This window comes from Pedobacter miscanthi, from assembly GCF_032678605.1.
GTDB classification, from domain to species: Bacteria; Bacteroidota; Bacteroidia; order Sphingobacteriales; family Sphingobacteriaceae; genus Pedobacter; species Pedobacter miscanthi_A.
Genome location: NZ_JAVTSU010000016.1, coordinates 135766 through 148852 on the forward strand (window position 1 = coordinate 135766; position 13087 = coordinate 148852).

The window sequence follows — 13087 nt, forward strand, 5'->3', positions numbered from 1 at the left end:
TCCATCCCACTATGTTCCGGGCGAGATGACGACCGCTTTATTAAAAATTTCTTGCTGTCAAGAACCAAATTCGATTAATGCTGTTAAAATAGTAATGATTGGATCAGTTATGTTCAATGATCAATCATTAATGAACGATTGAACCATTAAACTAATGAACGAATTAAAACTATACATGATTTTACTGGGTTCTAAAGCGCCAAAACGAAACGTAGAGCAACACGATTATTTTTTCGGCATTGCCCATTCGTTAAAAGACCTCGTTCCAGAGATTAAAGCTTTTTGGCCGGGAACAGGCACAAGCCTGCATATTGATGGTTGGAGGGAAGTAAATAAAGTGGATGATTATGAAATCAGTATTAAGTTAAGAGATGAGCAAACACCATTTTCATTACATAAATTGTTTTTTATCAATTTAGGGGGCTACTTATCCGATCAATTATACGAACAGCACCATATTGTACTATCGGTACATGATGAACGGGCCAAAGCTATTCAGGACGCAAAAAAAACGGTTTTTTTCAAAACCAATTCAATAAAAGGTGCTAATTCTCACATCGACGAGAAATATGGAATTGATGTTGACGATATTTATAAAATAGAGGATATTTTAAGTGAAGAGGCCAAACAAAAATACCATATCGAAATAAAACCATCTTCAGGATTACCTGAAGATGAGATTCATTTAGGGTATTTTAAACTGGATAAACTTTAGCTATTATTTTTTGCTTAGGCTTTTTAACCAAACGGCAAGATCGTAAGCAGCTTTATCATTTTCGAAGCCCATTTCTTTTGGTAAACGGCCATTAACATATTCATCGTACAACCATGGATCGGCAATGGCAACTACATTTCCTTTACCAAATTTAGCCGATGCAATAACCGTTGCCCCGGCAGCATTTTTTAATACAGGTTTTGCGCCATTTTTGGTACCAATAGCGCATACATCTTTCATAAAGATTTTTTTGGCTGTTTTAAACACCGGATTATTTTTTATCACAATAGCACCATCTTCAAAATGGGCATCATCAATTACATGGTTTTGCATTTCGTTGGTAAAATGCATGCCAAATACATTGGCCAGTTTATTAAAATGTGGTAATTCTACATTCGCACTATCGTTGGCAAACATTACCAAAACCCCACCCTGTTTTACCCAGGCAGAAATTGCTGCAATATGTTCGGCTTCTATATAATTCGGTTTAGGATTTTCTTTCGGACGGTCGGGGTCTACAATTAAATAAACATTACTTCCTTTTAAATTGGCTAATGTTGGTGCTGTTTCCAGCGAATCTAATTTGAAACCTTCTTTTTTAAACACATCACCCAAAATGGAAAAACCACTCATAGCATGTTCGTTCCACAGGTAGTGGAAGCGGATTTCTTTACCCTGTTTATCTTTACGGGTTTCGCGGTTAAAAAAATAATCGAGTGTAACGGTTTGTGCACCCGCCAAAAGTGATGTGCAAGTTAAAACAGAAACAAGACAAAGTCTAAAAAGCATTTTCATATTATATTGTAGTTAGATTAAAGGAGAGCCGTAGCTCAAAAATATAAAATTTAACGGTAATAGAATTCTTTCGTTCCAATTGTACAACATTATTTTACCTCCCTTTATTTCAGTCGCCTTTTAAACAACGAAAACAAAAAGTAACCAACAATCATAAAAGTAGCCGTTATCTGGCCAATACTTTCTAAATCCAGTTCGAACATATCACTTATTTAGCGGTTAACTTAACCGTATCTGCTCACCTTTGGCGGTGATTGCCGTTGGGTTGCTTGCCATAAATCCCTGTGGAATCTTTGGTTCTATCCAGGTGGATTTTGGCGGCAGAAACCTCCCCTTTTCAGCAGTCGCAATAAATTCATCGGCCGTCATCGGAAAAAGCGAAAAGCCAATAGTCAGCGCCGAGGATTCAAGTTCTGCTAAAAACTGGTTCCATTTACAATCAGGAAAACAACTTAACCTGTCATCGTCTTTCGGGTTGCTGATACCGAGCATAGGTTCTAATACCAGATCCTGAAGAATTGCGGTATCCGGTTTTTGCAGCAGGTATGGCAAATCTTTGCGAAGATCCAGTTGATACCATTCGGCGTTGATACAAAGCCCCATCCTATTTTTACGATCCGGTTTATAGGGTTTATTGTTCGGGATTTTAGAAATGGTGTAATATTTTTTTAATTTCTCCATCAATATTGCCGGAGAAACTTCGATCCCACGTACCAATCGGTGAAATGCGTCAATTGAAATTGATCTGGCAGAAACAAACAGGCTACTAATTTGCTGTGGAACTGTTTTTTGCAGGGCGTAGGCCGCTTCTAGCCTATGATGTCCATCCGCCAGATAAACCTGATCGAACTTTGCAAACTCGGCACCAAATTGATCAATCAATGCTTCATCCCTTACCTGATACAGAAAATGCCCCAGCTGAGACCATTCACTATCCAGTGGTTTTTGGTTAGCGATGACCCAATCGATCAAAGCAGTTAAACCTTTTTCTTGTTTATGAACCAGTAGAATGGGTGATTTTTCCAGCTTTCGTTTTCCTTTATCTGTTTTAAGCGATGCTACTTTTGATGACATGGTTTCTTCGTGCCGCTTAATAGTTTCTGTTAAAGTTTCAGAAAGATCTGTCATGGCCCAAATACCACGCATTGATTTACTTTCTGCACGAAATTCGTAAATGTAAATAGCAGGATGATTTTCTAAAGCACATCCAAAAAGGTTGATCAGATCTTCAAAAGAAAGTTGCTCGTTTTTAGGCATCTCACCATTTACCTGATCAGAAATCATCAGGTCAAATATATCTTTACCGGGCATCAGTGCCTTTAACGGAGTGATTTTTATCATCATTTAACAGTTTATGCAGTTTCAGTAACGTTTTTTCTGCTGTAGCTTATTTCAAATTCGGCCATGGCATTTACCAGGGCTTCTACGCTGGCGAGGGGAAGTGCATTGTAAAGTGAAGCACGGAAACCACCAACGGTACGGTAACCTTTAATGCCTACCAATCCTTGATCGGCTGCAAATTTAAAAAAGGCAACTTCTGCTTCTTTATCAATAGCCTTAAAGGTTACATTCATCCTGGAGCGGTGTTCAATATCAGCTGTACCTTTAAAAAGAGGATTTCGATCGATCTCCTGATATAACAATTTAGCCTTTTCGATGTTTTGCAGTTCTATGCCATTTACTCCTCCCTGGTCTTTCAACCATAAAAGGTTTAACATGGCCACATATATAGAAAACACAGGCGGTGTATTGTACATGCTCATATTATCCCGAAACAAGCTATAATCCATCATTGAGGGCACTTCTTTTTTCGCCTGACTGAGAAATTCATTTTTGGCAATAATGAGCGTCATTCCAGCAGGTCCCATATTTTTCTGGGCACCCGCATATATCAAGTCGAAATCGCTAACGTTAATCTTTCTGGAAAAAATATCAGACGACATATCGCAAACCAATGGAATATCATTTTTAGGAAAATCGAATATCTCTGTCCCCTCGATGGTATTGTTTGAAGTACAGTGCAGATAGGCAGCCTGCTGATTATTGTAATCCTGATCAGGAATATGAGCATAATCCCTGTCTTTTGAAGAAGCGATAACCTCAACCTCACCAAATAACTTTGCCTCTTTAATGGCTTTCAGCGCAAAATAACCGGTATCCAGATAAGCACCTTTTTTCTCGGCCGTTAAAAAATTCATCGGAACCATAGAAAACTGCATACTGGCGCCACCCTGCATAAAAATTACAGCGTAATTATCTGGCACAGACAATAATTCGCGTACCAAAAGCTGAGTTTTAAGTACCACATCCTCAAATTCTGGCGAACGGTGCGACACCTCTAAAATAGACAAACCCAGTCCGTTCCAGTTCATTACGGCCTGAGCGGCCTTTTCCATTACAGATGGTGGCAATATGCAGGGGCCAGCACCAAAGTTGTGTTTTTTAAGCATCAGAAAATAATATTCGGTTAAATTTATTACTCCGTAAAGATCAGTAGTTAAGTAAATTATAAAGCAACAAGCGTTTTATTTGGTAAAAATTATTTTTTATAAACCCATAAACAGTTCAAAAATTTGGTTTTAATGATCATAAAATTCAGGTTACAGAATATAATTTTTTTTTGATGCTAAAAATTTCATTATTATTGTAATAAATACACTAAGTATACTTTTATAAAAGAACAATAAATTAACCTAAATATACTTTATTTTAACTATTTTTCGATTTTAAGGAAGTAAACAAAAACGAATAAATTATACACTAAGCAATAACATGCAATCGCAAAGAGTTGATCAGACAGATATTGAAATCCTAAACCTTTTACAGCGCGACGGCTTATTAACTTATAAGGAAGTTTCGGGAAAGCTGAGAAAAAGCATGACCCATATTGTAGATCGCATTAAAAAGCTGAAAACAAATGGTTATATTAAATCAACAGTGGCCATTGTAGATATCGATAAGCTAAGGTCGCATTTTATCGCATTTCCGCACATTCAACTCAATGTCCATTCAGAAGATGTTGTCCGGGCATTTAAGGCTGAAATGCAAAAATACCCCGAAGTAATGGAGTGTTACCACCTAACAGGTCATTTTGATTTTATGCTTAAAGTAGCCATGCCCGATATGGTTGCTTACAACAATTTCCTGAGGGATAATATTGGTGCGTTGGCTTATGTTGGCAACATCCAAAGCTTTTTGGTACTTTCTCAATCAAAGGCAGAAACAGCTTATGCGCTTTAGGTTAGTTCATTTTTTCATTAGCCATTAGTTTAATAGTAACTGCAAATTGCCAACTGAAAATTAAAACAGTTTCATTAGCCATTATTTTATTGGTAACTGCAAATTACTGAACTCAGGTGAATTAGGCGGTAAAACAAATGCACACAGCAAGCAGGAACAAAGGTTTTCACCATATAATACGTTGAAGTTTCATATAAGCTTATATGTTCTTATATTTTTTATATACTTGATTATAAAACATAGAAAGCGTTTGACAGATGGTAACATCTTACAGCACAAATATGCTTGATTATAAAAATGATTTCTCTAAAAGCCTAACTGTTAATCCCCATGGCATATAAAATAATATTTACCCCAAACCTGGTGTTATCCTCAGCCAAAAAGCGTTTGTTCCTAAAATCGTAATCCCACTCACATCCATAATCTTTATTGCTATACAACACCCCAATCCTGTTGTTAATCGTAATGGCTTTTAAATAATCATGCACCAGGTCATCACCCCAGCCGTTTAACTCAAATGAGGTGGTTGGTGGTCCCTTTTCAAACTTAAAAAAAGAGTTATAAATACCGTGATTGTTTGGGATCTTCTTCAAAGCTTGTGCGCCAAAAAGATTCCCCATTTGGGTTTCGAATGATCGGGCAAATAAACCATCTATATCATGGTTACAGTCATCAACAAAAACGAAACCACCATTATGCACGTAGGTTTTAAAATTTACGGCTTCCTGCTGACTGAACTGCACCAGTTTATGCCCGCTTAAATAACAGAACGGATATTTAAACAAATCTTTACTACCCAGTTCCACAATCTTTTCTTCTTCATCCAAAGGAATAGTTGTGTACTCTAAAAGGGAATTTAAAAGATTGGAAGGCATCCGCTGATCGGTATCCCAATCGCCAGAATTATATTTTAACCTCGCAAATGTAAATTTAGCTCTCTGCATCACCCTAAAATTACCTTCATTTTTTATAAATCGGACTTTTTACACCAATTATCTTGTAAATTTTTTGATATTCTTTCCACAAGGCTAAAAACTATCTGCCAATATGCCCTATATTGAAGCACCATATCGTCAAACTAAAAAATTAATCACTTTGGAGCGTTCAGAAAGCCAGCTTAAAATATTGATCGATAAGATCTCCCTGTTAAAGAGTGAAATACAGAAAGTAATTGTGGGTCAGGATGTGATCATTGAAGAAATGCTGATTGCTTTAATGGCCGGCGGACACTGTTTACTGGAAGGCGTGCCCGGGTTGGCCAAAACTTTAATGGTGAAGACCATGTCGCAGGCTTTAGACCTCTCTTTCCGGAGAATCCAGTTTACACCCGATTTAATGCCTACCGATATTGTGGGCACCGAAATACTAGAAGAAGACCATGTAACCGGGAAACGTTTTTTTAAGTTTAATAAAGGTCCGCTGTTTGCCAATATTATCCTGGCGGATGAGGTAAACCGGACACCACCGAAAACACAATCGGCACTGTTGGAGGCCATGCAGGAATTTGAGGTCACCTATGGAGGACAAACCTATCCATTAGACCGCCCATTTTTTATCCTCGCCACACAAAACCCTATTGAACAGGCCGGAACCTACCCCCTGCCCGAAGCACAGTTAGATCGTTTTCTGTTATACATTAAAATCGGTTACCCTACCGCAGCCGAAGAAACACAGATTTTAAGCAGCACAACAGGCAGCAAAAAAGCAGTAATCAACCCGGTTATCGGTGCTGAAGAAATTAAAGCGCTCCAGGCCATTACCCGTGAGGTAAGCATCAGCAATGACTTAATTATCTACGTAAGTGAGATCATCCGTGCAACCCGGCCTGAAACCAGCACCGTAAATTTTGTAAAAGAATGGGTACGCTGGGGCGCTGGACCACGTGCGGGGCAGGCACTGATTTTGACGGCAAAGGCAAGGGCATTATTTAAAGGCAGGTACGCGGTAATTCTGGAAGATTTACAAGCCATGGCCTATCCGGTGTTGCGCCACAGGGTATTGATGAACTTTAAGGCAGAGGCCGAAAACGTTTCATCAGACAAAGTAACCGACGAACTGATTAAATCCATTTCGAAACCAAAAGCCAATATTTAATGAGTAAACTGCTCGATCCAAAAATATTGATGGCCATTAAAGACCTTTCATTATCGGCTAAAATGACGATTGATGGGTTTATGAACGGCATTAATAAAAGTACCGTAAAAGGGCCTGGATTGGAGTTTAGCCAGTATAGAAGTTACCAACCTGGTGACGACCTGCGTTCGCTGGACTGGAAAATGTTTGCCCGCTCCGACCGTTATTACATCCGCGAATCGGAAGTGGAAATCAATATTGCCGTACGCATATTAATTGATGCAAGCGCATCGATGAACCATAGTGACGGCGATTTTACCAAAATAGATTATGCAAAATACCTCGGTGCATCTTTAGCTTACCTTGCCAATTTACAGGGCGATGCGATTGGTTTATATGTGATGAAGAATTCGGGCATTTTCTCGATGACACCCAAACAGGATTACCAGCATTTGGCCCGTTTGTTTTACCAGTTGGAACAGATCCATCCCGATGGTACATTTACCAAACCCATTCATTACAAAGCGTTATTTGCAGGTGCTCAAAAACGCGAACTGCTGATTTTTGTAACCGACCTGTACCAGAAAGATGACGAAATCATCAAATTGTTGGATACATTGAATACTTTAAGGCATGAAATTGTGGTTTTCCATGTGCTATCAAGAAACGAACTCGACCTTGATTTTAAAGGTTATATCAATTTTGAGGACCTTGAAACCGGAGAAACCATTCAGATAGACCAAAGCAAAGCAAGAACAGATTATCAGAACAAACTTAACAGCTATCTTGAAGAAACCAGGATACAACTGCTCGACAGAAGGATTTTTTATAGAACAATTTGTACAGACGAACCTTTGGACCAGGCTTTAAGGGATTTTTTAAAACAAAGAAGTAAACTTAGAATTTAACCGTGCAATTTTTATATTCCATAGGTCTATTTGCGCTTGCAGGCATCATTATCCCGCTTGTGATACACCTGTGGAATGTAAAACAGGGCAAAACCATCAAAATAGGCAGCATTGCTTTGCTCGGCGAAAGTTCGAGTGCAAGCGCTAAAAGCTTTAAAATTAACGATTGGCTTTTGTTTGTGCTGCGTTGCTTGCTACTGGTGTTACTGGCGTTTCTTTTGGCACAACCCTATCTTAAAAAAACAACGGCAATTAATGGTAAAACAGGGTGGATTTTGGTCGATAAAAACAATTTCCCACAGGTTTTTAAAACGCATCAAAAAAAGATCGATTCTCTGTTAAAAAAAGGTTACGAAATTCACGATTTTAATGTGGGTTTTTTGCCCATAACCTTAATAGATACCACTACCAATCAGATCAGGCAATACAATAATCTAAATTATACAACCTTACTTAGTGCGGCCGGTCAAATCGTGCCAGCAGGAGCGCAGGTTTATCTTTTTGCTGATCGGCGTTTAAACCGTTTTGGGAATGAATTGCCAACCGTAAATTATAAACTGAGCTGGATTCCGCTCAACCAAAACGATACTTTAAGCAGCTGGATTACCACCTATGCTGGGAAAAAGTACGAAGCGAAATCCAATCCATCAAACACTGTGTATCAAGCCCTAAACCTGTCAGATGATGCTCCAATAAACATAATCATACATGAAGGGGCCGGAATTACCGACAGCAAATACATCATCGCGGCTTTAAAAGCCATTAGCAGTTTTAGTCAACGGAAAATCATCATTAATCCTCCAACAGGCAAAGCTACTATTGGTTTCTGGTTGTCGGATGAAGCCATTTCAACAGGTTTCAAATCATTAATTGCTCCAGGAAGCACTTTATTTCAATACGAAAAAGGGAAAATACTGAGCATTCCATCTTTTATTAATATCGATGGAAAACAGTTAAAATTGAGCAAAAGAATCGCATCAGCCAACCAGGCGGAAAAAATATGGACCGATGGTTTTGGCAATGCAATTTTAACAAAGGAAAAAACCGGCAATTTAAACACTTTCCACTTTTACAGCCGGTTTAACCCACAATGGAACGAACTCGTTTGGGATCCTTTATTTGTAAAAGCACTGATGCCGATCGTCATCCTGGATAAAAATCCTGATCATTTTGGCTTCGAAAATAACCCTGCCGATCAAAGAACCGTATCCTTTAAACAGAAAGAAGTTATTGAGGGCAATAAAACTGTTTCACAGACAAAAACTATTCAAAATAAACCGCTCATAACGGTATTTTGGATTGCAGCATTTTTGATTTTTGCTACCGAACGCATTTTATCATTCAGAAAAAAACCACAATATGTTAAAAACTGAAGGACAAAACTGGATACGTAGCCTAAGGATGAGGTGGATCAGTTTTTACCTGATTGGCGCCATTGCCACTGCTTTAGGCATTGCTTTGTTTTTATCGGCTGTTGGTATTTATCTGCTGCATTTCCCTTTCTGGATTTTTACGGTTATTTTCCCAGCTGCCCTCGCTATTTTATTGTTCAGCAAACCTGTTTGGAAAACCACCGACTTTGATGTTTCGAGATTTGTGAATAACCGTTACCCCGAACTGGAAGAAAGTGCCGATTTATTGCTACAGAACCAAGCGGAATTATCCGCGCTGCAACAATTACAGCGCAACAAAATAGAAAACATTATTCCAAATTTGGTTCAACCAAAAGAACCGGCAAAAAAATTAAATGCTGGTTTAAGCATCCTTTTTGTTGCTTTAATCATCAGCTTCGGGATCAGCAAAATCCCTCAAATCAAAAAACCAGATTTAAATTCACCAGAAGCCAAAACTTCAGTTCCGCTTATTAAAGAAAATATCCCTGCAGAAATTTCTGACTTCAGTGCCACCATTATTCCTCCGGCTTATACCGGAAAGGCCGAACGGAAACAGAAACAATTTACCATTAACGCCGAAACAGGCGCTACAATCAACTGGAAAATTGAAACGAACATTGCAATCAAAAAACTAAAGCTCATTTTTAACGACAACGAAGTCTCGTCATTAAAAGCCTTAAATGCAGCACATACGCAATGGAATTTTAGTAAAACCATTAATAAATCAGGCTTTTATCAACTCGAGCTGGATGGCAAAAAATCAGACCTCTACCAGATTGGAGTGATTCCCGATTTACCGGTGACCATTAAAATTATGCAACCTAAACAGCATACTACGATTGATATTGGTCAACCACAAAAATTTAAACTGAATGTATCACTCACCGATGATTATGGTATCGTTGATGCTTTTATTTCAGCAACAATGGCTAGTGGTAAAGGTGAAGGCGTAAGTTTTACCGAGAAAAAACTCGCTTTCAATACCAGTTTCGATAATAGGAAAAGTATTACACTAAATAAATCCATCGACCTCAAAAGCCTTGGCATGAAACCCGGTGATGAGCTTTACTTTTTCATCAAAGCGATGGATAATCACGGTCAATCGAGCCGTTCGGATGTGTATTTTGTTTCGATTGTAGATACCACGGAATTAATGAGTTTGGCCGGCATGACCAATGGTGTAAACCTTGTACCCGAATATTTCAGAAGCGAAAGGCAGATTATTATCGATACCGAGAAATTATTAAAAGAGCAATCTACCTTACCAGCAGCCACTTTTAAAACCAGAAGCAACGACCTTGGTATTGATCAAAAGTTATTGAGGTTGCGTTACGGACAGTTTTTGGGCGAAGAAAACGAGACTGAAATTGGTGGCGATCACGACGACCATGATGAACACGCCGAACACAAAACCGAAGGTGAAAAATTTGGTGATGTAAGTGCCATTATGGACAAATACGCCCACAAACACGATATTGCAGAAGATGCTACCTTTTTCGAGCCGGAAATGAAAGCCCAGTTAAAGGCTGTTTTAACTGAAATGTGGAACGCCGAACTGCGTTTGCGGACCTACAAACCACAGGAAGCTTTGCCTTACGAATATAAAGCACTAAGATTGCTCAAAGATCTGCAACAGAAATCGAGGGCTTATGTAGCCAAAACCACGGTTAAGGTTTCTGCTTTAAAACCGGAGAAACGCTTAAGCGGCGAACTCGACAAAATTATGCAGCCTGTACAGAAAATGAGCTTCGAGCAGAAAGAAAAACGAACAGCTTCGCTAAAAACCACACTTGCCCTTTTGGAAAGTAGAAAAACAGGCAAAAAGTTTACCGAAAACGATCACTTTTTACTCAGTGAAACCGAAAAATACATGATCGGTGCCGCAGCAGACAATCTCTCTACTTATTTAAATGCGCTTACCAGTTTACGGAAATTAAGCACAGCAGATAAATTGATCGTTAAAGATATTGATCTGGTTCAGCAGGCTATACAAAAAATGATCAGTACCGAACCAGCAAAACCACAAACACAAAGCGCTGGCCCGGCTTCTGCATTGTACCAGAATTATTTTAACAACTTAAACAAAGCTGGCAGATAGATATGGAATTTAAATACACCGCCATTCTGGTTGCTACGTTATTGCTTGGCTTTTTGTTGTACAAAGAGATAAAAAGGTCAAATAAAGCAAGGCTATTCTGGCGAATTTTGGCGAATATCATAGCTATTACCTGTTTTGTATTGTTAATTGTGCCCATTAAATATAAAACACACCTGCAAATACAATCTGATGAAATCATTTTATTAACAGAAGGTACTCATCCCGATTCAGTTAGTCATTTAAAAGGCAAAAAATATGCACTTCCATCAGTAGATTTAAAAAATATAAGGGCTACAACCGTTTCTGCCCTATCTTATTTTTTAAAAACCAACCCTGATATCCGGAAACTGAATATTTACGGTTACGGTTTACATGCAACAGAACTGGAAAAACTTAAAGGTTATCAGATCAAATTCCACCCATCTGCTAATCCTGGAGGGATTATCGAAGCCAACTGGCAGGGGAAATTAAAAACCAGCGATGAGTTTACCGTTCAGGGGACTTATCAAAACACCAGTAATAAAAGTGTTAAACTTTTACTCAAAGGTTTAGGTAAAGCTGTCGATTCTACCACCATTGGAGCAAAATCTGATAAAGCTTTCTCTTTCAAAACTACACCAAAACAAAGTGGAAAAGCCATTTATCAACTCATTGCCCTGCAACAAAATGACACCCTTGCTAAAGAACCTGTACCCGTTAAGGTAGGCGATCAGGCACCAATGAAAGTGCTAATCCTGGCTTCTTTCCCCGATTTTGAGTATAAATTCTTAAAAAACTGGTTGTACGAAAACCAATATCCACTGGCTTTCAGAAGCCAGATCAGCAAAAATAAGCATGCCTCCGATTTTTTAAATATCGATAGCTTAAACCTTAACCAAATCAGTGCTTCAACCTTAAAAAAATTCGGTATCCTGATTATTGATGAAGAAGAACTCGCAGCCATCAGTCCCGCTGAAAGAACCTTAATAAATGTTGCGGTTAATAATGGAATGGGGTTACTCATCAGGGTTTCCGGTTTAAAAGCTTTAACCACGCTTAGCAGCAGGTTCAATCGTTTCGAATCTCCTGTTTTGAAAGATAAATCCCTAAATTTGAGTCTGGCCGAAGATCATTTCAAATTTAAACCACTGCCCATTGAGCAGGCTTTGTTTTTGAAATCAGGCGAACATGATCAAAGCATTATTGCTGATGTTAGTGGAAAAACACTGGTAAACAGTAGTATCAGTGGCTCCGGCAAAATATTGGTTTCTACCCTTTCATCAACTTATAACTGGCTACTTTCCGGGCAAAAAACAGATTACGCCACTTATTGGTCTAAACTTTTGGCAAATGCCGCGAGAAAAAGAAATGAGGTTTTAGCTGTAAACATCATTCCTCAATTCCCAACCGCTAATCAAAAAGTAAGAATTATTACAGATTTAGCTGAATCGGGTAAGGTTCCAGGATTAAAAATGGATGGTGTTACATGGAGTCCACGGCAAAATATGGAGCTTCCTTTCCAATGGGATGCTTTCTGTTGGCCCCAAGAAGCAGGCTGGACAAACTTACAAGTAAACCAAAACACCGAATCTGTTTATATTTATGAAAAAACCGATTGGCAAACGCTTAAAAACCAGCAAACCTTAAACAGTATGCATTGGTTTCTCAAGAATTTAGATACTGCTAAAAATAAGGTAAAGTTAAAAGATTTGGTTATTGAAGAAGAAATATCAAATTGGTTCTTTTTTGCCGGATTTTTACTTGCGGCTGCCTTTTTATGGTCCGAAGCAAGGATTTTGGCGGTTTAAAATCGATCGTCTCAAGTTGCTAACGTTCGTTTCTAACGAGCGTTAATAGCCTATCGTTTAAAACGATAAAATCGTAA

The 13087-nt window shown here is 38.5% G+C and carries 11 protein-coding genes; 7 read left to right on the forward strand and 4 right to left on the reverse strand.

The genetic code is table 11. The features are described from left to right. Positions 1-154: 154 nt before the first annotated feature. Positions 155-715 (forward strand): DUF1543 domain-containing protein, encoded by a 561-nt coding sequence (locus R2R28_RS22055; RefSeq protein WP_316827818.1) that lies wholly within the window; start codon positions 155-157, stop codon positions 713-715. Between the two features lie 3 nt (positions 716-718). On the opposite strand, the gene R2R28_RS22060 is transcribed toward R2R28_RS22055, so the two are convergent. From R2R28_RS22060 to serC, 3 genes are all read right to left on the reverse strand, one after another. Then, positions 719-1504 carry a DUF4350 domain-containing protein gene (locus R2R28_RS22060; RefSeq protein ID WP_316827819.1) on the reverse strand — a complete coding sequence of 262 codons (786 nt, stop codon included), beginning with the start codon at positions 1502-1504 and terminating at the stop codon, positions 719-721. 225 nt (positions 1505-1729) lie between these two features. Next, a complete protein-coding gene (locus tag R2R28_RS22065) occupies positions 1730-2854 on the reverse strand; it encodes a DUF1015 family protein (RefSeq protein WP_316827820.1) in 1125 nt (374 codons plus the stop codon). Positions 2855-2862: 8 nt separating this feature from the next. Further along, positions 2863-3960: a 3-phosphoserine/phosphohydroxythreonine transaminase gene (gene serC / locus R2R28_RS22070; RefSeq protein ID WP_316827821.1), complete on the reverse strand. Its 1098-nt coding sequence runs from the start codon at positions 3958-3960 to the stop codon at positions 2863-2865. A 322-nt stretch (positions 3961-4282) separates the two neighbouring features. Between serC and R2R28_RS22075 the strand changes: the two genes are divergently transcribed. Beyond that, positions 4283-4750 carry an Lrp/AsnC family transcriptional regulator gene (locus R2R28_RS22075; RefSeq protein WP_316827822.1) on the forward strand — a complete coding sequence of 156 codons (468 nt, stop codon included), beginning with the start codon at positions 4283-4285 and terminating at the stop codon, positions 4748-4750. A 314-nt stretch (positions 4751-5064) separates the two neighbouring features. On the opposite strand, the gene R2R28_RS22080 is transcribed toward R2R28_RS22075, so the two are convergent. Then, positions 5065-5694 (reverse strand): DUF4159 domain-containing protein, encoded by a 630-nt coding sequence (locus tag R2R28_RS22080; RefSeq protein ID WP_316827823.1) that lies wholly within the window; start codon positions 5692-5694, stop codon positions 5065-5067. A gap of 103 nt (positions 5695-5797) precedes the next feature. On the opposite strand from R2R28_RS22080, the gene R2R28_RS22085 reads away from it, so the two are divergent. The 5 genes from R2R28_RS22085 to R2R28_RS22105 are packed head-to-tail and all read left to right on the forward strand — an operon-like array spanning position 5798 to position 13010. Further along, on the forward strand, positions 5798-6844 hold the full coding sequence (locus tag R2R28_RS22085) for a MoxR family ATPase (RefSeq protein ID WP_316827824.1): 1047 nt from the start codon (positions 5798-5800) through the stop codon (positions 6842-6844). Then, positions 6844-7731 (forward strand): DUF58 domain-containing protein, encoded by an 888-nt coding sequence (locus tag R2R28_RS22090; RefSeq protein ID WP_316827825.1) that lies wholly within the window; start codon positions 6844-6846, stop codon positions 7729-7731. The genes R2R28_RS22085 and R2R28_RS22090 overlap by 1 nt, the downstream gene beginning before the upstream one ends. Before the next feature lie 2 nt (positions 7732-7733). Next, on the forward strand, positions 7734-9104 hold the full coding sequence (locus tag R2R28_RS22095) for a BatA domain-containing protein (protein WP_316827826.1): 1371 nt from the start codon (positions 7734-7736) through the stop codon (positions 9102-9104). Beyond that, positions 9091-11223, forward strand: coding sequence for a DUF4175 family protein (locus R2R28_RS22100; RefSeq protein ID WP_316827827.1), 2133 nt, complete (start codon positions 9091-9093; stop codon positions 11221-11223). The genes R2R28_RS22095 and R2R28_RS22100 overlap by 14 nt, the downstream gene beginning before the upstream one ends. 2 nt (positions 11224-11225) lie before the next feature. After that, positions 11226-13010 (forward strand): hypothetical protein, encoded by a 1785-nt coding sequence (locus tag R2R28_RS22105; RefSeq protein ID WP_316827828.1) that lies wholly within the window; start codon positions 11226-11228, stop codon positions 13008-13010. Positions 13011-13087 lie beyond the last annotated feature (77 nt).